19 protein-coding genes and 1 pseudogene are annotated in these 23,693 nt (G+C 65.3%); 3 read left to right on the top strand and 17 right to left on the bottom strand.

Going from position 1 to position 23,693, the window contains the following annotated elements:
• Nucleotides 1-8: 8 nt before the first annotated feature.
• The 5 genes from OKW30_RS02935 to OKW30_RS02915 form a co-directional block, all read right to left on the bottom strand.
• The gene (locus tag OKW30_RS02935; RefSeq protein ID WP_429345914.1) at nt 9-680 is read right to left on the bottom strand and encodes a hypothetical protein; all 672 of its coding nucleotides are present in this window, start codon (nt 678-680) and stop codon (nt 9-11) included.
• A 27-nt stretch (nt 681-707) separates the two neighbouring features.
• A complete protein-coding gene (locus tag OKW30_RS02930) occupies nt 708-2,216 on the bottom strand; it encodes a cytochrome-c peroxidase (protein ID WP_429345913.1) in 1,509 nt (502 codons plus the stop codon).
• Between the two features lie 123 nt (nt 2,217-2,339).
• The gene (locus tag OKW30_RS02925; protein ID WP_429345912.1) at nt 2,340-4,754 is read right to left on the bottom strand and encodes an alkaline phosphatase family protein; all 2,415 of its coding nucleotides are present in this window, start codon (nt 4,752-4,754) and stop codon (nt 2,340-2,342) included.
• A 612-nt stretch (nt 4,755-5,366) separates the two neighbouring features.
• Nucleotides 5,367-6,041 (bottom strand): PQQ-binding-like beta-propeller repeat protein, encoded by a 675-nt coding sequence (locus OKW30_RS02920; RefSeq protein WP_184023520.1) that lies wholly within the window; start codon nt 6,039-6,041, stop codon nt 5,367-5,369.
• Nucleotides 6,042-6,055: 14 nt separating this feature from the next.
• Complete coding sequence (locus tag OKW30_RS02915) at nt 6,056-7,285, bottom strand: helix-turn-helix domain-containing protein (protein ID WP_429345911.1); 1,230 nt, start codon at nt 7,283-7,285, stop codon at nt 6,056-6,058.
• Nucleotides 7,286-7,452: 167 nt separating this feature from the next.
• Between OKW30_RS02915 and OKW30_RS02910 the strand changes: the two genes are divergently transcribed.
• From OKW30_RS02910 to OKW30_RS02900, 3 genes are all read left to right on the top strand, one after another.
• Nucleotides 7,453-8,217 (top strand): DUF899 domain-containing protein, encoded by a 765-nt coding sequence (locus OKW30_RS02910; RefSeq protein ID WP_429345910.1) that lies wholly within the window; start codon nt 7,453-7,455, stop codon nt 8,215-8,217.
• Nucleotides 8,214-9,047, top strand: a complete 834-nt coding sequence (locus OKW30_RS02905; RefSeq protein WP_429345909.1) for a DUF2182 domain-containing protein — start codon at nt 8,214-8,216, stop codon at nt 9,045-9,047. The genes OKW30_RS02910 and OKW30_RS02905 overlap by 4 nt, the downstream gene beginning before the upstream one ends.
• Before the next feature lie 198 nt (nt 9,048-9,245).
• Complete coding sequence (locus tag OKW30_RS02900; RefSeq protein WP_184068302.1) at nt 9,246-9,512, top strand: DUF4148 domain-containing protein; 267 nt, start codon at nt 9,246-9,248, stop codon at nt 9,510-9,512.
• 153 nt (nt 9,513-9,665) lie between these two features.
• Here OKW30_RS02900 and OKW30_RS02895 read toward each other — a convergent pair whose 3' ends face one another.
• The 12 genes and pseudogenes from OKW30_RS02895 to OKW30_RS02840 form a co-directional block, all read right to left on the bottom strand.
• Entirely contained in the window at nt 9,666-11,108 is a 1,443-nt protein-coding gene (locus OKW30_RS02895; protein WP_429345908.1) for an aldehyde dehydrogenase family protein, read from the bottom strand.
• Nucleotides 11,109-11,147: 39 nt separating this feature from the next.
• The gene (locus OKW30_RS02890; RefSeq protein ID WP_429345907.1) at nt 11,148-12,335 is read right to left on the bottom strand and encodes a fumarylacetoacetate hydrolase family protein; all 1,188 of its coding nucleotides are present in this window, start codon (nt 12,333-12,335) and stop codon (nt 11,148-11,150) included.
• 84 nt (nt 12,336-12,419) lie between these two features.
• The gene (locus OKW30_RS02885; protein ID WP_184023534.1) at nt 12,420-14,204 is read right to left on the bottom strand and encodes an IlvD/Edd family dehydratase; all 1,785 of its coding nucleotides are present in this window, start codon (nt 14,202-14,204) and stop codon (nt 12,420-12,422) included.
• 32 nt (nt 14,205-14,236) lie between these two features.
• Nucleotides 14,237-14,701, bottom strand: a pseudogene (locus OKW30_RS02880) (MFS transporter); the annotation flags it as partial.
• 167 nt (nt 14,702-14,868) lie between these two features.
• The gene (locus tag OKW30_RS02875; protein ID WP_187626863.1) at nt 14,869-15,864 is read right to left on the bottom strand and encodes a LacI family DNA-binding transcriptional regulator; all 996 of its coding nucleotides are present in this window, start codon (nt 15,862-15,864) and stop codon (nt 14,869-14,871) included.
• A gap of 156 nt (nt 15,865-16,020) precedes the next feature.
• On the bottom strand, nt 16,021-16,905 hold the full coding sequence (locus OKW30_RS02870; protein WP_429345906.1) for an SMP-30/gluconolactonase/LRE family protein: 885 nt from the start codon (nt 16,903-16,905) through the stop codon (nt 16,021-16,023).
• Nucleotides 16,902-17,669, bottom strand: coding sequence for an SDR family NAD(P)-dependent oxidoreductase (locus OKW30_RS02865; RefSeq protein WP_429345905.1), 768 nt, complete (start codon nt 17,667-17,669; stop codon nt 16,902-16,904). The genes OKW30_RS02870 and OKW30_RS02865 overlap by 4 nt, the downstream gene beginning before the upstream one ends.
• Nucleotides 17,670-17,734: 65 nt before the next feature.
• Nucleotides 17,735-20,140 carry a glycoside hydrolase family 3 N-terminal domain-containing protein gene (locus tag OKW30_RS02860; RefSeq protein WP_429345904.1) on the bottom strand — a complete coding sequence of 802 codons (2,406 nt, stop codon included), beginning with the start codon at nt 20,138-20,140 and terminating at the stop codon, nt 17,735-17,737.
• Nucleotides 20,141-20,419: 279 nt separating this feature from the next.
• Entirely contained in the window at nt 20,420-21,550 is a 1,131-nt protein-coding gene (locus OKW30_RS02855) for an ABC transporter ATP-binding protein (RefSeq protein ID WP_187626867.1), read from the bottom strand.
• A gap of 69 nt (nt 21,551-21,619) precedes the next feature.
• On the bottom strand, nt 21,620-22,450 hold the full coding sequence (locus OKW30_RS02850; protein WP_184068281.1) for a carbohydrate ABC transporter permease: 831 nt from the start codon (nt 22,448-22,450) through the stop codon (nt 21,620-21,622).
• A gap of 3 nt (nt 22,451-22,453) precedes the next feature.
• Nucleotides 22,454-23,371 (bottom strand): carbohydrate ABC transporter permease, encoded by a 918-nt coding sequence (locus OKW30_RS02845; protein WP_429345903.1) that lies wholly within the window; start codon nt 23,369-23,371, stop codon nt 22,454-22,456.
• 60 nt (nt 23,372-23,431) lie between these two features.
• On the bottom strand, nt 23,432-23,680 hold the full coding sequence (locus OKW30_RS02840; RefSeq protein WP_429345902.1) for a hypothetical protein: 249 nt from the start codon (nt 23,678-23,680) through the stop codon (nt 23,432-23,434).
• Between the last annotated feature and the right edge of the window lie 13 nt (nt 23,681-23,693).

The following is a 23,693-nucleotide window of genomic DNA, read 5'->3' as shown; positions in this document are numbered from 1 at the left end:
CTCAACGATCATCGAACGAGATATTCTTCCGCTACCCAGCCGTCCTTGGTCAAGCGCACGCCTTCGCGCAGTTGCATGGTGCCCGCGCCTTCGATCACGCGCGCCACCATGGGAAACACTCGCTGGAACTCGGGAGTCCTGGCAAAGGGCGCCGGGTCGATCTTATAGGTGTAGAGCACCGAGGTCCTGGTCTCCCCGTCGTGACTCTGGGGCGGCTCCCAGCCCACCACCTTGTCCAGGGTCAGCGTGGCCACGCAAAAATCGGCGTCGTGCGTGACCGTCTTGCCGGGCGTCGCCACCACCACCGGCTTGTGCAGGTAGAACTGCTTGCCTTCGTCGGTCAGCACATACTCGCGTCCCGGCGCCTCGATCCTGGCCCCGTCCTCGCCAGTGCGCTCGACCGTCATGACGGTGCTCTTGACGAGGCCCAGCTTTTCCATCACCGGCAATTGCAGCGCATCGCGGGAATGCGTGACCACGATGTCCTGATCGGCCACGTGGATGGGCCAATCGTATTTCGCCACGCACAGGTGGCCGCGATCGGCCAGGTAGTGCGTGATGGTGTTGGTAAAGTTCTCCGCGGTAGGCTCGGCCTTGTTCTGGCAACCGCCCAGCAGGAACGACGCCGTCAGGGAAACCGCAATGGCAGTGCCGCGCACCGGATTCGAAAAATGCATCATCGTGGATAGTTCAGGTATTCAAAAAGATCAATTCACGCAGCTACCGCTCGTGGGCTGGGTCGCGGGAGGCTGGTAGCCGTCGCTCAAAGTATTCAGGAAGCAGATCACGTCCTGCACGTCCTGATCCCACAGTTGCGGCGCCGAATGGACAGCACGCGGCTGCGCACCGTTCAACGCGGTGGTGCCGCCCGCGTCGGTCTGGCCCTGCCCCAGCGGCAGTTCCTCGTCGATATTGCCCTGGTAGGCGGCCGGCAGATCGTTGAACATGTTCACCGTCGCGCCCGCTGCATAGGTGGGTTGCAGCGCATAGCCCGGGTTGCTGGTCAGCTTGGTCGAATCGCCACCCGTGGACGGATACCAGTACTCGGGGTTGGTGTCGCGCGTATTGTAGAAGCGCACCACCTGCTCCAGCGAGTGGAACACGCCGTTGTGGAAGAAGGCGTTGCGCGCGGCGACGTTGCGCAGCGTCGGCACCTTGAAGCGGCCGCAATACGGATCCGGGTTGTTCACGCCCGTAAAGGGGTCCGGGCCGGCGCCGCTGGAGGCCGAAAGCGGCGTGTGGCTGTCATAGCTGCCGTTATTGATCGGGCCGCACAGCCCCATGTCGTAGTAGCTCGCGTTCAGGTTGGCCGCGATGGGGTTCGGATTGTCCGGGATCGACGTGTCGTTGCGCGGCGCACCGATCGCCTGATAGGTGAAGTCGGTCCCCAGCGCGTTCGAGCCGTTGAAGTTGGCGCCCATGAAATGGCAGGCCACGCAGCCGGCCCCGTGATCGGTATCGTTGAACAGGTTCATCCCGCGCAATTCGGCCGGGGTCAACGTGCCGCCGATCTTGTTGTTCGCATACAGGTCGAACTTGCTGGAATACGGCGCAAAGCTCGGGTCCTCATTCTGGTAGGCCTGCAGCGCGAGTCCGATGTCCTGGAACGCCGTGTCCGTATCGCCGAACACGGCCGGGCCGTACGCCGCCGTGAACTGTGCGGCATACGAGGAGCTCTTTACCGCCTGCACCACCGCGTCCTTGGAGGCGTTGTTCATCTCGATGGGATTGAGCAGGGGCAGCGCCACCTGGTCGGCCAGCGTCTTGCCGCGGCCGTCCCACATGAATCCGCCGCCCGGCGCGTTCGCCGTGATGCCGTCGGGGTTCGAGGCGTTGTCGTCGTAGGCGGGCGTCATGGCCTTGTAGCGCAGCGAGGGAACCGCGCGCTGGCCTTCCGATACGCCATCGGAACCCAGCTGCACCGCCAGGCTGTTGGGCGGGCCGTAGGCATACGCCGGATCGTGGCAGCTCGCGCATGCCTGGTTCTTGCCGCCGGACAGGTTCTTGTCGAAGAACATTTTCTCGCCGACCTGGGCCGCAGCGCTCAGCTTGCTCGTGGGCGCCGACCCCGTGGAGCCCGAGGAGCCCGAGGAGCCCGTGGAGCCCGTGGAGCCCGTGCCTGCGTCCGTCGAAGCAGACTGTGACGAGCTCCCGCCCCCGCAAGCGGCCAGTGTCGACAAGATGACATACAGCGCCCCCGCATAAACCTTGCGCATCGCTACTCCCCCCGGCTTTGTTCGATAAAACAGCTGGCGGGGGAGCCGCCGAACCGCTCCCCCGCGCAGGCTACTGCTTGATGAATGGCACGCTTGCGCGTGCTTACCGTTTAGTGCTTTTTATTACTTCGTCGCCCACAGGTTCTTCTGGGTCGCGTCCGGACCAACTTGCGCCGGATCGCTCACGTCACCCGTCTGGAACTTCTGCGTGTAGCCGGCCGGAATCACGTAGGCGTGGTTCATCGGACGAACCGCGTCGTAGTGCGTGTCGGCGCTGCCAGCGTACTCAGGCAGGTTGGCGATGTTCTGCGCAATGTACGACTCCGTGTACTTCGAGCGGTTGGCGTACGAGGTCGGAACAGCCGGGTCGGCCAGCTGGAACATGTCCTGCACCGTGCGCACGAACGAGAAGTGGCTGTACGTATCGCTGTCGGCGACGCCCTTCGGCGCGGCGCCCACGTCTTGCTGGTTGGTCATCAGGACGAAGATCGAGTTGCCATGGCCCTTGTTGCCGTTGCCGTACTTCGCCTGAACCGGAGTCCAGCTGCCGTCCGCGTTCTGCATCTGCGTAGCCTTGCCACCCACGTCCCAGCCGCAGCACGAGCTGCCGGCACCGTTGGACGCGCCATTGCCTTCGTCGAACATGACCACGATGGCAACGTTGCGCTGCTTGTTCTGCCACAGCGGCGAGGCCTTGATCTTCTGCACCACGGCGTTGGTGTAGTAGTCGGCGCGGGTCAGCAGCGCGTGAGCCGGAACGGTACCCGAGGCGGTCGCGCTGTCCTTACAGGTGCCGTCGCTGCCGGCGCCGTGCAGGTCATCACACTGGTCAGGCATGATGAAGTTCAGCGTACCGACGTCGCCCTTGGCCAGGTCGGTGCTGAACTGGTCGACGTTGTAGCCGGTCGGAACCTTGTAAAGCGTAGTGTTGGTCAGGTCGGCCGCGTTCGTGTAGTACTGGGTACCGAAGATCGTGCGGTTGTTCGCGAAGAACTCCGGCTGGTTACGCACGTTCTGATAGGCCATGCCCGGATGGTGCTTGGTCTTGTAGAGCGAACCGGGCATGGCGAACGGCGTGCCCGTCACGGTGATGCTACCGTCCGTCTGGTTGTAGGCCTGCGATACACCCGTGTCACCGAGGCTGTCGGCGCGCGGATCCTGACCCGGGTTCATGGATTCGCTGTAGGTACGCCACGTCAGGCCCGCGCTCGAAATCTGCGTGAACAGGTTCGGCGCGTTCATGATGTTGTGGTTGGCGACGGAACCGGTGCCGTCCGTCGAGCACGCCTTGTTGGCGGCCGCCGTGTAATTGGACAGCAGCGATCCAACGGCCACCGTGGCGCCGCCGGCGGTGGTACCGATGATCGGGTCGTTCGGCGTCAGCGCGACGTGGGACGGCAGGGGCTGGCCGTCGGAAGCCGTGCCGCCGGCGAAAGCCTTGTCCGTCGGGGCGTTGGCGCCGGCGGCGGCGCAACCCCACCAGTTGTCGTCGCCGATACCGAAGTCGTCGGCGCCGCCCAGGGCGGTGTAGTTCGGCTCGGACGGGCTGCCGGTCGCGAAGTAGGTCGAGAAGTAGTTGCCGTTGGTGATCATCGAGTTGACCGCCGGCATGTACGCCGAACCCTTGACGCGGTTCGTGCTGCTGTTCTCCAGCATGATCACGAAGACGTTGTCGTAACGCGGAATCGCCTCGACATTGAACGCAGCCTGCTGGGCTTGTGCGAAGGTGATCGCCTTACGCGTATCCGTCGGAATGGTTTCGCCAGCGGTGATGCCGGAAACGCCGGTCAGGGTGGGGTCGCCACCGGCAACGGCCAGCGCATCGGGGTACTTGTCGCCACGATCGAGCTTCGTGGTGGCGTACGTGTAGCGGTTCGTCAGTGCGTTTTCTTCGAACAGCACCGCGTACTGCTCGGCGCCGGACAGGGTGTTGGCGTCGGCCAGGACGTCGCCGGCGGGAACCGTCACGGAGGCGTTGTTGAATGCCGGGCCGGACAGACGGGTCGACAGATTAGCCTTCTCGGTCGCGTACTTGGTGCCGTTGGCTTCGACGAGGCGCTGCACTTCGCTCGACATCGGGCTGATCACGACTTTGGTGGCGCCCTGGTCGGCGATCTGGTCGGCCGAAGCGCGCAGGATCAGGTGGCTGGCGACCTTGGCGGCCGATGCCGTGTTGGTGGCCGAGGTCGTGATGTCAGCGACGAGCGGACCCGTGGCGGTCGTGGTCAGCGAGAAATGGCCGTTGCCGTCGGTCTTCGCGGAGGCTTCGCCGCTGTCGAGCACGCCGTTGCCATTGGCATCGACGAACACGGTGGCGCCAGAGTAGTAGCCGGCCTTCAAGGTCGGGTTGCCGCTCGAACTGCCCGGGATGAAGGCGGCTGCGGCGACCACGCCCGAGTAAGTCGTGCCGGCGGTCGTGCCACCGTTGTTGTTGCTGGCAGAGGGGCTATCCGAATTTCCGCCGCAAGCTGCGAGCACGCAGGCAGCGGCAACGGACGTTAGACAAAGCGCTGGGCGCATTTTGTGATGCGATGACATTTGGGGACCCTTTGTTAGTTGTATCGGCAACCGCTTGTGTGGGGCAAGACTTAGTACAACGAGCGAATAATATGAAGGGTTTGTGTAACGCGTATGTCTGCTAACGGTAAGGATTGGAGTGTGAACCTGGCTTGGTTCTGATCACATCTTTTCGAACAGCCGCCATGCACGGGCAAGCAACGAAGACGAAAATAAAGCTGAGAACCAACCGTCGCAGTTGTTGCGGGTGCAGCGAAAATGCTCTCAATTCCCCGCTACGATTGAAAAACACTCGGAGTACTTCGCGTGTGCGGTGCAGCATCCGAGTGTGTTGCGGTTTGGACTTTCGAGTCCCGGGTGGTGGCGCATGCGCCGCGTCGGTGGGTCTGATGCGAGCACTGGTGGGGCGAGGCTGAAGAAGCGAGATGACGGGACCGCTATCCGGCGGTGGCTGAATGCTTTGCCACGGCCTGCTGGAAGTCGCTGCAGGCGGCCCGCGTATGGGGAGTAGTCTCGCGATAAGAGTAACGCAATGGAATACTTCGTTTACCAACGATGACTTACGTTATCGGCGAGTACAAGTGAGCCAAATACCAGCGCCGGATAACGAGGACGCGCTGCGTGCATGACGAATCACTCGCTCGTCGAATCGACCGGCAATTGCGAGTCGCTCTCTCGCAAGGGACGCTGCACGGCGCGAACGAGCCCGCTGCCGCCGCCTCCGCAGAAGAACAGATCCGCGCCGTTCGATTCGAGTCCGGAAATGCCCGCGCCGGCCGGCATCTCGACGCGCTCGAGCACCTCGCCGCTGCGCGGATCGAGATGCCGCAGCTCGCTCTCGTCACCTTCCCACGTGCCATGCCATAGCTCGCCGTCGACCCACGTGATCCCGGTCACGAAGCGATTCGATTCGATCGTGCGCAGCACCGCGCCAGTGTCCGGATCGACCTGATAGATTTTTCGTTCGGGATACTGACCGACCCACAGCGAACCTTCGGCCCATGTCAGCCCCGACTGGCCGCCGTCGCCGGGCGCCGCGATCGTCGACAGCACGCGGCCGCTCTGCGGGTCGATCTTCTGGATGCGGCCGTGCGCGATCTGGAACAGGTGTTCGCCGTCGAAGGCCGTGCCCGCGTCGGCGGGCACCGCGATCGAGCGCAGCGTCTCGCCGCTCGCCGGATCGAACGCGTCGAGCCGTTCGCCGGTCGCGATCCACACCTGTCGGCCGTCGTAGGTGACGCCATGCACTTTATCGACGCCCGTAAAGGGCCCATATTCACGGACGATTCTGGCGGCGGAGCGGTTCATGGTGGCCATCCTAATCATGAAGGGAACGGGGAAGGGAGTAACAAAGCCGTCGCGAATCCGGCCAGGGGCGGCGTCATCCAGCGGCGCGCGCGCCCCTCGCCCACTGGCTGCACCTTGCCGGCCGCAGCGAGCGAGTCGAGTGAGCGCTGCACGGTGCGCTGACTCGCGCCGAGCACGAGGGCAAGCGCGGAACTCGACCACGCTTGGCCATCCGACAGAAACGCGAGCAGCGCCGCATGCTCGCCTTCGACCGGCGGCGCCAGCACGACGACCTCGCGAGCGTGACGCGGCGCGAGCGCGAAGCCGCGCGTCGTCGCGCTGACGCTCGCGAGCGTGCCGAGCGCCGTGCGCAGCCGGCCGATCTCGACGCGCAGCCGCGCGCGATGCGATTCGTCGGCGCGTTTGGCGCGGAACGCCCGTGCGACGAGCGCGTCGCGCGGCACGTCGTCGGGCCATGCCTCGCCGAGCATGCGGGCGAGCGCAAACAGCACCGGTCGGCTCGCGAGCGCAACCGCCGCGTTCGCATCGCGGATCGCGTAGCGGCAAGCGTCGACGATCAACGCGCCGCCAGCGCGATTCGAGGTCAACAGCTTCTCGACTTCATCGAGCAGGATCGGTTCTTCTTCGCCATGCGCGATCATGCGCGCCGCCGGTTTGCCCAGTGCCACCGACGCGCTTTCGACTTCCGCGATCAACGCCGGAATGCCGGCCTCGCGTGCCGCGCGTCCGGCCCGCGCCAGCGCGTCACGGGCGGCGCTGCTGCGCAAACGCCGCAGCGCGACTCCCGCGACCACCAGTTCATGCGCGGCACGCAGCGCGGGCGGAAACGGCCGCGGATCGAGCGCGGCAAGCTTGCACTCCGCTTCGTCGAGACGGCCGATCAGCAGCAGACGCCGCGCTGCGAGATACCGCGCATGCGCGGCATTGACGCGATCGCCGTACGCGTCGAGCGTGGCGGTCGCGGCGTCGAGTGTTTTGGCGGGCCACGCGAGATCGCGCGACGCCAGCGCGATCTCCGCTTCGGCGACCACGCATCTCGCGCGCGCCACCGCATGCTGCGCGCCGAACGCGCGCGCGGCGTCGCGCACCAGCGCCTTTGCGCGCCCGAAATCGCCGAGCTGCGCCATCGCGATGCCGCGCAGCGCGAGCGCCGGCGCGTCGTCGCGTAACGCGACGTGGTCGAGCGCGCCAAGCGGATCGCCGGCCGCGAGCGCGCGCGCCGCCGCGGAAATCAGCGCGTCCACGGCGTGCGAGTCCGCGCGTAGCACGTCAATGCATCAAGTGAATCCCGCCACACTTGTCACTCCCACCCGATGGATGCCCGGCCCTAATCTAGCACGACCATCAACCGTCACCGACGCCGTCGGGCAAGGGTTCGCGCGGCGCGGCACGACTCACGGAGGTACCCACGATGACTACGCATCCGATCGGAACACGCGAACAGTGGCTCGCCGCGCGCCGCGCGCTGCTCGACGCGGAAAAAACCCACACGCGACACGGCGACGAGCTCGCGCGACAACGCCAGGCGCTGCCGTGGGTCAGGGTCGACAAGGCCTACCGATTCGATACCGACCAAGGCAGCGCGTCGCTCGCCGATCTGTTCAAAGGACGTTCGCAGCTGCTCGTCTACCACTTCATGTTCGGCCCCGACTACAAGGCGGGCTGCCCGTCATGCTCGTCGATCGCGGACGGCTTCGCCGGCTTCGCCGTGCATCTCGCGCATCACGACGTGATGCTGACGGCGGTGTCGCGCGCGCCGCTCGACAAGCTGCAGACGTACAAGCAGCGCATGGGCTGGACGTTTCCATGGGCTTCGTCGGCAAGCGGCGATTTCAATTTCGACTTCAACGTCTCGTTCACCGAGGCACAGCAGCGCGATGGCGATATCGAGTACAACTACGCACGCAACAGTCACGCAATGGACGTGAGTCCCGCGCCCGAACCGGTCGCGCAGTTCGCGGCGACCTGCGGCACCGACGCGGCCACCTATTCGCGCGACCGGCCAGGCATGAGCGCGTTCGTGCTCGAAGACGGCGTCGTCTATCACACGTACTCGACTTACGCGCGCGGTGTCGATGCGCTGTGGGGCATGTACCAGTGGCTCGATCGCGCGCCGAAGGGGCGCAACGAGGCGGGCATCTGGTGGCGCCGTCACGACGAGTACGAGCGGTCATGAGCCCGCTCGTGCGCGCTGTCTGCACGAGCGGGCAGCGCCTTGCCACACGGCGCGCGGCGCGCTCATCGCAGCGCGTGTTCGTCGGCGTCTGCCTGCTGATGTTCGGCGCGAGCGTCGCGGCGACACTGGCCCACGGCGCGTCGATGGCGGCGATGGGCGCGTTGCCGATGCCCGGCGGCTGGTCGATGTCGACGCTGTGGATGCCGACCTGCGGGCGCACGTGGGCCCGCGCCGCGGCATCGTTCATCGGCATGTGGATCGTGATGATGGCGGCGATGATGCTGCCGTCGTTGATGCCGACGCTGCTGCGCTATCGCGACGCGATCGGCTCGCGCGCAAGTGCGGAGCGACTGGCCCTGCTGACGATGCTCGTGAGTGGCGCGTATGCGGTCGTATGGACGGCGCTCGGCGTGGCCGTGTTTGCACTGGGCGCGTCGCTCGCGGCGCTCGAGTTGCGGTGGCCAGCGCTCGCGCGTTCGATGCCGCTGGCGGTCAGCGTGGTCGTATTGCTCGCGGGCGCGTTGCAGTTCAGCACATGGAAAGCCCGCCGCCTCGCCTGCAGCCGCACGACACCCAGCCTTCCTGCCGATGCGCCGAGCGCGTGGAGATACGGTCTGCGCATCGGCATCGATTGCGCCGGTTGCTGCGGGGGTCTCACGGCGATTGTGCTGGTCGTCGGCATGACGGATTTGCGCTTGATGGCCGCCGTGACGGCCGCCATTACGGCCGAGCGACTTGCGCCGGACGGCGCACTCGTCGCCCGGGCGAGCGGCGCCATAGCCGTCGCCGGCGCGGGCTTGCTGTTCATCAAGGCCCTATCAGCCGGCTGACTCATGCGCGCCAGCTGTCGCGGATCGCTTCGCAAATCGACGCTCGACGGCCTTGCTCTCTCATTATTGTTTTGGTTTCGGAAACAGTGAGTTCAGAAATTAGGTATTTACCCTACTTTCCGCTCCCCCTAGACTGTCATCACTGCTGCAAACCAATGGTTTCGCAGCCTAACAAGACAAAACCTGGAGGTAGTAAAAATGAAATCGCTCGTTCAAGCTGTCGTTATCGCCGCTACCCTCGCTGCTCCGGTTGCCGTTTTCGCTCAATCGAACCAGCCGCTGACCCGCGCGCAAGTCCGTGAAGAGCTGGCTCAGATCGAAAAAGCCGGCTACAACCCGGCACGTTCGAACCCGAACGAATATCCGTCGAACATTCAGGCTGCCGAAGCCCGCGTCGCGGCGCAAAACACCGCGGTCGGCGGCGTGACCAGCGGTTCGTCGCAGCAAGGTCACGCAGCGCAGTAAGGCGTTGCAGGTTGGCAAGTTGCTGTTGATGTAGCTGTACCTGCCGGAGCGCTCGGCTTGGCGCTCTCGCAGCTTCCCCTACTGGCCCGCCATCGCGACTGAATGCGATGGCGGGCCAGTTCCGTTTTGGGGAGCTCTGTTGTTAGTTCTGCGTCAGACCGCGCCCGGGTTGATATACGCGGTCTTCACCGACGTATAGAACTCGCGGGCGTAGGCGCCCTGCTCGCGCGGACCGTAGCTCGACCCCTTCCGCCCGCCAAACGGCACGTGATAATCGACCCCCGCCGTCGCGGTGTTGACCATCACCATGCCGGCCTGCGCATGGCGGCGGAAATGACTCGCGTACTTCAGCGATGTCGTGCAGATGCCGGCCGACAACCCGAACTCGGTGCCGTTGGCAACCGCGAGCGCTTCCTGGTAGTCCTTGACCTTGATGACCGACGCCACCGGCCCGAATACCTCTTCACGGTTGATGCGCATAGCCGGGGTCGTCTCCGTGACCAGCGCCGGCGCGAGGAAATAACCGCGCGTCGAGCCTTCGACGCGCTCGCCGCCGAACACCGTGCCGCCCTCTTCGCGCGCGATCGCCAGATAGCGCTCGTCCTGTGCCAACTGCTTGTCGTCGACGACCGGGCCGATGTGCGTGCCGTCCGCGAGCGCATCGCCGACCTTCAGCGCGCGCATGCGCGCCTTCATGCCGTCGATGAAGCGGTCATAGATCCCCGCGGTCACGATCAGCCGGCTCGACGCCGTGCAACGCTGGCCCGTCGAGTAGAACGCGCCGTTGATGCACGCTTCGATCGCAACATTGAGATCGGCGTCGTCGAGCACGACCATCGGGTTCTTGCCGCCCATTTCCAGCTGGAATTTCTTGCCCGAATCGAAGCACTTCGCGCCGATCGCGCGGCCCGTCGAAACGGAACCGGTGAAGCTGATCGCATCGACATCCGGCGACGACACGAGCGCCTCGCCAACCACCGAACCGCGCCCCATCACGAGGTTGATCACCCCCGCCGGCGCGCCCGCCTCGGCGATGATCTTGACCAGCTCCCACGTGCTGCCCGGCACCAGATCGGCCGGCTTGATCACGACCGTGTTGCCGTACGCAAGCGCCGGCGCGATCTTCCACGCCGGAATCGCAATCGGAAAATTCCACGGCGTAATCAGGCCGACCACGCCAACCGGCTCACGCGTCATTTCGACCGTCATGCCCGGCCGCACCGACGGCATCACTTCGCCGCCGACGCGCAGCGCTTCGCCCGCGAAGAACTTGAAGATCTGCCCGGCGCGGCCCACTTCGCCGATCGCCTCGGGCAGCGTCTTGCCCTCTTCACGCGCGAGCACCTTGCCGAGCTCCGCCTTGCGCGCGAGGATCGCGCTGCCCGCCTGGTCGAGCACGTCGAAGCGCTGCTGCGGCGTGGACAACGACCACTGCGCGAAGGCCTTGCGCGCGGCGCTGATCGAGCGATGCGTCTGCTCGGCGTCGGCTTGCGCGAATTCGCCGATCACGTCGTCGAGATTCGACGGATTGACGTTGCGCGACACGCTCGCGCCGTCGACCCACTGTCCGTCGATGTAGTTTGCGAACTGACTCATGTCCTGATTCTCCTTTCGAAAATTGCAGCGACAATCCGGTTATTCAGCAACGAGCAGGCCACGGGCCGCGAGATTGCGATAGAGCGCGCGCACGCCGAACGTCCACGGCTCGATTTCGGTGGACAGGCGCACCGTGTTGGTCAGCGCGCCGAGCTGCGGCGTCGAAATCGTCACGCGATCGCCGAGGTGGTGGGTGAAGCCGCCGCCGGGCGCGTCGCGGTCCTTGATCGGCGAGAACATCGTGCCGAGGAACAGCATGAAGCCGTCCGGGTACTGGTGGTGGCGGCCGCAGGTCTGCGCGACGAGGTCGGCCGGGTCGCGGCTGATCTCGCTCATGTGGCTCACGCCGTCGAGCACGAAGTCGTCGTCGGCGCCTTCGACGCGCAGCGACACGCTCGCCGCGCGCACCGAGTCGAGCGAGAAGGTGTCGTCGAACAGCCGCACGAACGGGCCGATCGCGCACGAGCCGTTGTTGTCCTTGCACTTGCCGAGCAACAGCGCCGAGCGGCCTTCGATGTCGCGCAGGTTCACGTCGTTGCCGAGCGTCGCGCCGACGATGCCGCCGCGGCTATTCACCGCGAGCACGATCTCCGGCTCCGGGTTGTTCCACACCGACGCGGCGAGCAGACCGACGTCCGCGCCGAAGCCGACTGCCGACATCGGCTGCGATTTCGAAAATACTTCGGCGTCCGGACCGATGCCGACTTCCATGTATTGCGACCACGCGTCGCGACGCTCGAGCTCGGCCTTCAGCTTCATCGCCGCTTCCGATCCCGGCTTGATCTTCGACAGATCGGTGCCGATCGTCGACGCGATCGTCTCGCGCACTTCCTTCGCCTTCGCCGGATCGCCGCCGGCCTGCTCCTCGATCACGCGCTCGATCAGGCTCACCGCGAACGTGACGCCGCAGGCCTTGATCGCCTGCACGTCGCACGGCGCGAGCACGCGCACGGCCGGTGCGCTCGCGCCCGGCAGGTTCGCCTCGATCAGCTGCGCGACCGGCCCGAGCGGCACGCCCGGCGCGCTGCGCGCAAATTGCACGGCATCGTCGCGCTCGAACAGGTCGGCGGTAGTCGGCACGACCGCGGTGATGTCGAACACCTCGCCGCCGCGCACGACGACCACGCACGGTCCTTCATGTTGCTCGGTCTTGCGCCACACGCGGCCGATCAGCAGTGCGTCGTTCAGATCGCCGGGAAGAAAGCTGGAGGGGAAAGTTGCGGACATGGGATGGGCTCTTTCGGATAAGTGGGAAAGCGGGCAAGGCCGGGCGTCGCGTTGCGTGCGAAGCCCGGCCTTGTCACCTGCAGGTCAATGCGAATGCCGTGGGTTGCCGCGCTCGGCAATCACCTTCAGATACAGCGTCGCCGGTTCGAGGCAGCCGCCGGTCGAAAGCTGGCCGACCGTCTTGCGATACAGCTCCTGCCACGGCGTTTGCGCGGGCGGAATCTCGAAGTGCACGGTTTCGCGACGTCGCGCGAGTTCCGCTTCGTCCACCAGCACTTTGACGCTACGCGAATTCAGATCGACGCGGATGCGGTCGTTCGTGCGCAATAGCGCAAGGCCGCCGCCCACCGCCGCTTCCGGCGACATGTTCAGAATCGACGGGCTCGCCGACGTGCCGCTCTGACGGCCGTCGCCGAGCGTCGGCAGCGACGTGATGCCCTGGCGCACGAGCGCCGCCGGCGGCGCCATGTTGACGACCTCGGCGCTGCCCGGATAGCCGACCGTACCCGTGCCGCGAATCACGAGGATGCAATGCTCGTCGATTTCAAGCGACGGGTCGTTGATGCGCGCGTGATAATCCTCGGGGCCGTCGAACACGATGGCGCGCGCTTCGAAGCTGTTTTCTGCGCCTGGCTCGCTCAGGTAGGTCTTGCGGAACGCATCGCCGACCACCGACATCTTCATGATCGCGCTGTCGAAGAAGTTGCCGGACAGCACCATGAAGCCCGCGCCGTGCTTCAGCGGATCGTCGGTCGTCTTGATGACCTCGCGATCCGGCGCGGGTGCGGCGGCCGCGATTTCGCCCATCGTGCGGCCCGACACGGTCAGGCAATCCTCGTGCACGAGGCCGCCTTTCGCGAGCTCGCGCATCACGGCCGGTACGCCGCCCGCGCGATGGAAGCTCTCGCCGAGATATTCGCCGGCGGGCATGCAGTTGACGATCAGCGGCACCTGCTCGCCGACGCGCTGCCAGTCTTCGAGACTCAGCTCGACGCCCATGTGCCGCGCAATCGCGATCAGATGCGGCGGGCAGTTGGTCGACGCGCCGAGCGCCGATGCGACGACGATCGCGTTTTCGAACGCTTCTTTCGTCATGATCTTCGACGGCCGCAGGTCCTCGCGCACGAGGTCGACGATGCGCTTGCCGGTCGCGTAGGCCATCTGGCCGCGCTCGCGGTAAGCAGCCGGAATGCTCGCGCAGCCGGGCAGCGACATGCCGAGCGCTTCGGCGAGGCTGTTCATCGACAGCGCGGTGCCCATCGTGTTGCAGTGACCGATCGACGGCGACGACGCGGTAGTCAGCTCCATGAAGCCTTCGTAGTCGATCTCGCCGGCCGCCAGCAGATTGCGTGCATGCCAGATCACGGTGCCCGACCCGACGCGCTTGCCGTCGTGCCAGCCGTCGAGCATGGGACCGCCGGACAGCACGATCGCCGGCATATCGACGGTGGCCGCCGCCATCAGGCACGCGGGCGTGGTCTTGTCGCAGCCGGTGGTCAGCACGACGCCGTCGAGCGGGAAGCCGTGCAGGATTTCGACGAGGCCCAGATACGCGAGATTGCGATCGAGCGCTGCGGTCGGCCGGCGGCTCTGCTCGGCGAGCGGATGCACCGGAAACTCCATCGGAATGCCGCCCGCGTCGCGAATACCGGCCTTCGTGCGCGCCGCGAGCTCGATGTGATGCCGGTTGCACGGCGCGAGATCGCTGCCGGTCTGCGCGATGCCGATGATCGGCCGGCCCGACTGCAGCTCTTCGCGCGTCAGACCGTAGTTCATGAAACGCTCGACGTACAGTGCCGTCATATCCGCATGCGAGGGATCGTCGAACCATTCCTGGCTGCGCAGCCGGCGCGGGGTGGATGCTGACATGATGCTTGTCTCTCTATCTGGGTGAGGGTTTCTTATGCGTGCTCTGCGTGTTTCTGTGCCCGCGCTGTCTCGCGGCCGGGGCCGCTGCCTTCATTCGAGGCGGCCCGCGTCAGCATCGTGCGCGGCACGAGCAGGATCAGCACGCAACTGACCAGCAGACACGCACCGAGTGCGTAAGTGCCGTTGTTGATGTCGCCGGTCAAATCTTTCGCCACGGCGGTGATCATCGAACCGGTAAAGCCGGACAGATTGCCGAACGCGTTGATCATCGCGATGCCGGCCGCCGCGGCGGCGCCCGACAGCAGCTGTCCCGGGAACGTCCAGTAAATCGGCATCAGCGCAAGGATGCCGGCGGTGGCGATCGTCAGAAACGTGATCGCCCACACCACATGATGCGCCAAAGCCGCACTCATGATCAGACCGATTCCGCCGCTCAGCGCGGGAATCGCCGCATGCAGGCGCCGCTCACCGGTTTTCTTTGAATGCGCCGTGCCGGCGAACCTCGCCGTGACGTTACCGGTAACATTTCTGACTGTGGATGTTACGCCCGGCTTATGGTCCGGGCAACCAAGGGATATCCCTGAGCTGTTTAATTGAGGGGTAGTTCGAGGTGTTCGCGGCTTGCGAATTCAGCGTCGCGCCGCTGATGCTCGCAGCGTGCCCTCTACGCGCTATCGCGTGCAATCACCGTGAAATCGATCTTCACCGCTTTCCTGCGCTGCACCTCGCCCGCTTCGCGATCGGCGAGCGCCGCGAGCAGCGTTTCGCCAGCGCGCAGGCCGATGCCGTACGCGTCGACCGACACCGTCGTGATGCTCGGCTGACAGCACCACGACACCTCGAAGTTGCCGAACCCGGCGACCGCGATGTCGCCCGGCACCGACAGCCCGCGCCGGTGACACTCCATGATCGCCCCGAACGCCGACATGTCGCTCACGCACATCACGGCCTCGGTATCGGGCCACGTGTCGAGCAATGCGCCGATCGCCGGTGCGCCGTGGCTCATCGTGATCGGCGAATCGCCGAGCCGGATCACGCGCGGCTCGCCGAGGCCGAGCGCCTTGATTTCGGCGACGTAGCCGCGCATCCGGTCGTGCCCGCGCCGGTCGCGCTCGCTGGCACCCGCGATGAAGCCGATCCGCCGATAACCGCGCTCGTGCAGATGCCGGACCATCGCGCGCGCCGCCGACGAGTTCGAAAAGCCGACGACCCTATCGATTGGATCGCTGGGCAAATCCCACATTTCGACGACCGGAATGCCGGCGCGCTGCAACAGCATGCGCGTCGCCTCGGTGTGCCGGCCGCCCGTCAACGCGACGCAGCGCGGCTGGTGGCGCAGCATCGAGCGCACCAGCAGTTCTTCCTGTTCCAGACGGTAGTCCGTGTCGCCGAGCAGCAGTTGCAGACCGTGCGGGCCCAGCGCGGCATTCAGTCCGCGCACGGTGTCGGAGAAGTTCGAGCTGGACAGCGACGGCACCAGCACCGCGACGAACGCCGAGCGTCCCGACGACAGCGCGCCCGCCGCCGCATCGGCGACGTAGCCGAGTTCGTCGATGACCTTCTGCACGCGTTCGCGAGTCGCCTGCGACACGTTGCGGCCGGCGAGCACGCGCGACACGGTCATCTTCGAGACGCCCGCGCGTTCGGCAACATCGGACATGCGGGGCGGGACTGGCGGCCTGGACGTCATGATAGGTATCGGGGCGAATGCGCGAAAGTCATGGAACGCACATGATAGCGGGCCGCTCCTTGCGGAGCGACCAGGCAACGTCAGGGTTGCGTTTTGCGGCCTGTCCTGTCGCTGTGTTTTTGTCGTCTAGCGCTCGAAGCCCACCGTGCAGCGCGCCTGAGCCTGCCCCGCCACCGGCGCGCGGAACGAGAACAGCCCGCCCGCCTGCGGCTGATGCTGGCGCTCGACCGCCGTCAGTCCCTTCCATGCGGTGGACACATAGACGGTTTGCAGATCGTCGCCGCCGAACGCGAGTTTCGTCACGTTCGCGCACGGCAACGGCACCTGATCGACCAGCTCGCCCGCCGGCGAGTAACGCTCGATCCGCCAGCCGCCGAACAGCGCGATCCACACGAAGCCGTCGGCATCGACTGTCATGCCGTCGGGATGGCCGTCGCCGGAGATGGCGGCGAAGATGCGCTTGCCCGACAGCGTGCCGTCCGCGGCGACGTCGAAGGCATAAACCACGCGCCGCATCGTGTCGTTGTGATACAGCGTGCGGCCGTCCGGGCTCATCGCCGGGCCGTTCGTGATCACGTAGTCGTCGTCCTGCGCGATTGCCGCGCCTTGCTCGTTCACGCGATACAGCGTGCCGCTCGGCGCCTCTTCCGCATCGTCCATCGAGCCGAACCACAGGCGTCCTCGTGCATCGACGAAACCGTCGTTGAGGCGGTTGCCCGGCAGATGCGGTTCGACCTCGGCGAGCTTGCTGAACTCGCCGCTCGCCGGATCGAAGCGATGCAAGCCGGATGGCAGCCCGCATACGAACGTGCCGTCCGCGAGCGGCGCCAGAAAACCGGGCTGGTCGGGCGCCTGCCACGTCCGCTGCTCGCCGGTCGCGACGGACAGCCGATGAATCCGGCGCCCCTTGATATCGACGAAATACACCGCGTTTTCGGCGGCCTGCCATAGCGGCCCTTCGGCCAGTTCGGCGCCGACCGCCCATACGCATGCTGGGACCGGCATGCTCATTCTCCGTACCACCCTGCGTCGACGAAGTAATCGCGGCCGGAGCAGCGTGACGCGTCGTCGGAGGCGAGGAACAGCGCCATACGCGCGACGTGCTCGGGCTCGATGCGCAGTTGCAGACACTGACTCGCGACGACTTTCGCTTCGCTTTCCGCCGATTGCCACAGCTGCATCTGCCGCGGCGTCTTCACCGCCCCGGGGATGATGCAATTCACGCGGATGCCCGCGCTGCCCAGATCACGCGCGAGACCACGCGTGAGCCCTTCGATGCCGGCCTTGGCGGTCATATAGATCGCGAGGTTCGGCAGCGCGAGATGCCACGACACCGAGCCCAGATTCAGGATCACGCCCCGCCCCGCGCGACGCATACCGTTCGCGGCGGCCTGCGCGCAGAAGAACTGGTGGCGCAGATTCACCGCGATACGGTCGTCCCAGTAACTCGCGGTGAGCTCGCCGATTTCGTGCCGGTCGTCGTTGCCGGCGTTGTTGACGAGCACGTCGATCGGGCCCACCGCATCGACGATGTCGGCGAACGTGTTTTCGATCGCGTCGACATTTTTCAGGTCGCAGCAGCGGAACAGCGGCGGATGCTTCGCGTGGCGAAGCGTTTCCTGCAGCGCGAGCGAACCGTGCTCGGCGACGTCGAGGAAGAACACGCGCGCACCTTGCTGCGCGAAGGCCTCGACGATCGCGGCGCCGATCCCGCCGCCGCCGCCGGTCACGACGATGGTTTTGTCCGACAGACTTGGATAGGTTGCGTACGACATCAGATTTTCCACTTGTTACGAGTAGGACCACATACAGGACGGCGCTCGCCGCCCTGACCCGCCGCTTAGGCCACGATCTCGACCTCGCTCAGCATGCGCCAGTTGCGTTCGAGCGTTCTCGTCGCGGAGCCCGCGACGGCGACCGTGCCGCTCAGATGAATGTCGCGGCTCGAGCTGCCGACCAGCAGATCGAAGTCACCGGGCTCGACGATACGCTCGCCGCACGCGTCGGTGAAGTTCAGCATGTCGACCGGCAGTTTCACGCGCACACGCGCCGACGCACCGGCCGCGAGCGGCACGCGCGCAAACGCCTTCAGCTCGCGGACCGGCCGCGCGACCGACGCGTGCCGGTCGCGCACGTAGATCTGCACGATCTCGGTGCCGTCGCGCGCGCCGATGTTGTCGACCGTGAAGCTCAACTCGATCGTACCGCTTTCGATCGGCACTTCGCTGTGCGCGAGCGCGAGATCGCCGTAACGGAACTGCGTATAGCCGAGACCGAAACCGAACGGATAGCGGCAGCCGAAATGGTATGCAATCGGCGTTCCCGCGCTCTTCAGACGATGGTTATACACGTACGGCACGGCGCCCGCGCTCTTCGGCACCGACAGCGGCAGACGGCCGCTGAAATTGGCGCGGCCCACCAGCAGATCGGCCAGCGCCTCGGCGCCACGCTCGCCCGGCGCGAACGCCATGATCTGCGCGGCGATGCGGTCTTCGAGGCCGCCGAGATTGTACGGACGGCCGCCGGTCATCACGACGACCGTCGGCGTGCCGCTATCGACCACTGCCTGCAGCAACGCCTGCTGCACACCCGGCAGGTCGAGGCTGTCGGTATCGGACCCTTCGCCGACCGTGCCGGACTGGAACAGGCCCGCCAGATCGCCGACGAACACCAGCGCGACGCCCGCTTGCCGGGCGGCCTCGACCGCGGACGCGATGCCGTCGGTGTCCTTGCTGATCAGCTCGTCGCAATGCGCGTCGCCGGTCAGATCGAGCGACACGTCGCCCGGGAACACCGGCGCGCCCGCGCGGCGCTCCTTGATGATGTCGCAACCCTGCGCGTGAATGACGCGCTCGTCGCCGAGCAACGCGCGCAGCGAACGCAGCGGCGTCGCGATCGAAGCAGTGGACTGCTCGCCGCTGTTGATCAGGTGCACCGGGAAGCTGTAGCCGGCGAGCAGCGCGAGCGGATCGTCGGCGGTCGGGCCGATCACCGCGATCTTTTCCGGGCCGTGCGCGTCGAGCGGCAGCACGTCGCCTTGATTGCGCAGCAGCACCGCCGATTCGAGCGCAACCTGATACGCGGTATCGCCCGCGGTCGCGCTTTTCACGTCGACGCGTTCGGGATCGACGTACGGATTCTCGAACAGGCCGAGCTGGAATTTCACGCGCAGCACGCGCGAGACGGCGGTGTCGATCGTCGCTTCGCTGATCTCGTTGCGCTCGAGCGCTTCCTTCAGATGCACCGCGCACTCGTGACCCGGCAGCTCGACGTCGAGGCCGGAGTTGAACGCGAGGGCTGCGGCCGACGCGCTGTCGCGCGCCACCGCATGATGGCTGAACAGCAGGTCGACGCCCGCGTAATCGGCGACGACGAGACCGTCGAAGCCCCATTTCTCTCGCAGCGTGTCGTGCAGCAGCGCGCGATCGCCATGACAGGGTACGCCGTCGACGTCGTGATAGGCGGGCATCACCGAGCCCGCGTTCGCAAGCTTCACGGCCATTTCGAAAGGCAGCATGAACACGTCGTTGAGCTCACGCGGACCGACATGCACCGGCGCATGATTGCGGCCGCCTTCGCTCGCCGAATGACCGACGAAATGCTTGAGCGTCGCGAGCAGATCGCGCTGTTCGCCCTGCAGGCCCGTCACGTAATGACACGCGAGCACGCCAACCAGATACGGGTCTTCGCCGAGCGTCTCCTCGGTGCGGCCCCACCGCGGGTCGCGCGACACGTCGAGCACCGGCGCGAGCCCCTGATGACAGCCGATCGAGCGTGCCTGCTCGCCGATGATCGTGCCCACTTCGCCGACCAGTTGCGGATTCCACGTCGCCGCATAGTTCAACGGCGACGGGAACAGCGTCGCGTCCTTGATCATGAGCCCGACGAGGCATTCCTCGTGTGACATCACCGGAATGCCGAGGCGCGTGTCTTCGACCATCTTGCGCTGCAGCTCGTTGAGCGCGCGTACGCCTTCTTTCGGATCGACCGTATGCGTGCCGAGCGGACGCGTGATCTGGCCGAGGCCATGCTGCAGGATCTCGTCGACCGTGATCTGGTTGGCGCTCTGCGCGAAATCGATGCTACGCGCCTTGTGATTGCCATCGGCCGACAGCTTCAGCCACGCGGCGTGAAGCTGCGCAATCTTTTCGTCGAGTGTCATGCGCGCGAGCAGATCGGCCACGCGCTCTTCCACGGCTGCCGCTGGATTGCGGTAGAGCGGGACCTCACTTTGGCGAAGCAACATCGAAAACTCCTTTTTTTTATCCTGGGGTACGAAGCGCATGAAGCGCCGACAAATCCGTTGTTTCTGACAAGCGTGCGGCATGGCGTTGCTTCAGCCCGGATGCCATCCCTTCTATTTCAGATACCTTTCCAGACTTCGCAGTCCTGCTAATCGATCGAACGCAGCCGCGACTCGAATTCGCCGTGTTTGATCGACTACGGGTCGTTCGTTGCGTCTAGCGACCCGATGCAATGGGACCGCGCCTGCTCGCGTCGTGCAAGCGGCGCGATCGCAAGCGGATCAGTGCAGACGCGGCAGCGCGAAATCCTTGTCGTCGAACACGTGGCACGCGTGCGGTGCGAACGCCAGTTCGACGCGTTCGTCGTGCGTCACGCCACCGTCGCCGGGCAGCTTGGCGATCATCGTGTTGCCGTCGCGCACGCCACCGTCCACATGCACGTAGCTGTGCTCGCCCATCCGTTCGACCAGGCGCACAGCGCAGCGGATTGTCTGCACGCCGGCCTGCGCCGACGGCAGGGCAAGATGCTCCGGCCGGATGCCGAGCGTGACCTGCGAACCGACGCGCTGCCTGCGGCCGTCGACCTCGGCGCGCACGCGCTCGCCCGTGGTCAGCTCGACCTGAATGCCCTTGTCGTCGACCGCGAGCACCGTGGCCGGCATGAAGTTCATCTTCGGCGAACCGATGAAGCCAGCGACGAAGCGGCTCTTCGGCCGGTGGTACAGATCGAGCGGCGCGCCGATCTGCGCGATGCTGCCGTGCTTTTCCATGTCCGCGCCGGCGTGCAGCAGCACGATCTTGTCGGCGAGCGCCATCGCTTCGATCTGGTCGTGCGTGACGTACACCGCGCTCGCGCGGTTGAACTCGCGATGCAAACGGGCGATTTCGGTGCGCGTCTGCACGCGCAGCGCGGCGTCGAGATTCGACAGCGGCTCGTCGAACAGGAACACGCCCGGCTCGCGCACGATGGCGCGCCCGATCGCCACGCGCTGGCGCTGGCCGCCGGACAGCGCAGCGGGGCGGCGTTCGAGGTAGCTGTCGAGTTGCAGTGCGGCAGCGGCGCTGCGCACCTTCTTGTCGATGGTGGCCTTATCGACCTTCGCCTGACGCAGGCCGAATGCCATGTTCTCGTACACGCTCATATGCGGATAGAGCGCGTAGTTCTGGAACACCATCGCGACCTGGCGTTTCGCGGGTTCGACGTTGTTCATCAGTTGACCGTCGATGCGCAGTTCGCCGTCGGTGATCGATTCGAGACCGGCGATCATGCGCAACAGCGTGGACTTGCCGCAGCCCGACGGCCCGAGGAACACGCAGAATTCGTCCCTGCCGACTTCGAGGTTGGCGTCGCGGATCACCGAGTTACCGCTCGTATAGGACTTCTGTACGTTAGTGAGAGAGATGCTTGCCATATCGTTTATGCGAAGTTCGGTGTGCGGGCCACTTTGGCCCACACGATTCGAGGTGAGGTGCGATGCGGATCAGCCCTTGAGCGAGCCGGCCATCATCCCCTTGATCACGCGCTCCTGACCGAACGCGTAGGCAACGATCAGCGGCAGCGACGTGAGAACGAGGACAGACAGCATCGAGGGTATGTTCGACGCGTATTGCCCCATGAAGTCCCAAATCGCGAGCGGCAGCGTACGGTGCTCGGCCGTCGACGTGAGCATGTACGCGAAGATGAACTCGTTCCACAGACCAATGCCGTTGAAGATCGTCACGGTGGCGAGCCCCGGTGCCGAAAGCGGGAAGAAAATACGCCAGAAGATGCGGAACGGACTGCAGCCGTCGAGCTGCGCCGCTTCTTCGAGCTCGCGCGGAATCTGGCGCATGAACTCGGTCAGGATGAAGATCGACACCGGCAAACTGAGGGCCACATAAGGGCCGAGCAGCGCGAACGCGGTGTCGTAAAGGCCGAGGTTGCGCGTGAGCAGATAGATCGGCACGAGCGTCGCATGCAGCGGCACGATCATGCCGGCGACCACCAGACCGAACAGCGTCTTGTTCAGCGAGAAGCGCAAGCGCGCAAACACGTAGGCCGCCATCGCACTGATGATGACGATCAGCAGCACCGACACGCCCACCGTGAACACGCTGTTACGGAAATAAGTGAAAAACGGCCCCTGCAGCACAGCCGCGTAGTTACCCCAATACAGGCGGCTCGGCGGCGCCCATACTGACGTCGCGAAGGTCTCTTCCTGGCTCTTGAAGCTCGATGCGACCATGAAGAGAAACGGAATCGTCGTGACGGCCAGCCAGATCAGTGCCAGCAGAGGAACCCCCACACGGGGGAAGCGTAGTTTCTTGTTCATGGTTCAGACCTCGGTTGCATAACGGCGGGTGAAGTACATCGACACCGCCGCCACCGTGATGACGATAAGGAACATCGCCGAGCCGATGGTGCTGCCGTAGCCGAGTTGAAACGAACTGAACACCGTGCGATACATGTAGGTGGCCATCACCTCGGACGAGCCTTCGGGGCCGCCACCGGTCATGACGAAGACGAGATCGAAGTAACGCAGCGACCCGAGCACCGACAGCAGCACAGCGGTGCGCACCGTGCCTTGCAGGTGCGGCAGCTTGATGCGCCAGAAAATGGTCCACTCGGATGCGCCGTCGAGGAGCGCAGCCTCGTTGACCTCGGCCGGCATCGACGAGAGGCCGGCGAGAAACAGAATCATGTAGAAAGGCGCGTTCTGCCAGATGATCACGGCGATGGTCGAAGCCAGCGAAAAATGCGGATCGCCCAGCCAGTCCTTCGCGAGGCCATCAAGCCCGAAAGCCTGCAGCGCGACGTTGATCGGACCGAAATTCGGATCGTAGATTTGCTTGAACAGCACACCGATCGCCACGCTCGACATCAGCAGCGGCAGGAAATAGAGAACCTTGAGCAAGCGCGAGCCACGACCGGCCTTCTCCAGCAGCACGGCGAGCGCGAGCGCGATCGGAAGCTGGACGACGATCGACGCGACAGCAAGAATCACGTTGTTCTTCAGCGATTGCCAGAACACCGTGTCGTGCGCGAGCCGCGCCCAGTTCGCGAGCCCGATATAACGGGCAGTGTTGCCGAGACCGTTCCAGTCGAGCAGCGACAGCCGCAGGCTGGAGACGAGCGGATAAAGCAGGAACACGGCCAGCAGCAGCAGCGACGGCGCAAGAAACACAACGGTGACGAGCGTTTGCGATGAAAATCTCAGCCGGCGTTCGGGTGTAGCGGAAAGTGCGATATTCACGGGCTTGTATGCCGACCGGCACCTCGCGGTGCCGGTCGGACTTTTCTTTAAGACTGGAGATCAGCCGCCCTTCTTCGAAGCGGCTTCCATTTGCTGCGCAGCAGCCTCGGGCGTCAGCGACAGACCGAACAGTGCTTGCGTCGTGTCCTTGTGCAATTCACCGAGGGCCGGCGGCAGTGCCTGGTCGTACCAGAGCTGCACGCTCGGAGCGGCGGCAAGCATTTGCTGCAGACGCTGCGTGAACGGATCGTCGATCTTGACGTTATTGACCGGCGGGAGCTTGTGGTCATCCGACGCGCGAGCCTGCATCGCCTGCTCGTCG

Source organism: Paraburkholderia sp. Clong3, from assembly GCF_050436485.1.
GTDB classification, from domain to species: Bacteria; Pseudomonadota; Gammaproteobacteria; order Burkholderiales; family Burkholderiaceae; genus Paraburkholderia; species Paraburkholderia tuberum.
This window is presented reverse-complemented; position numbering and strand designations above follow the sequence as displayed.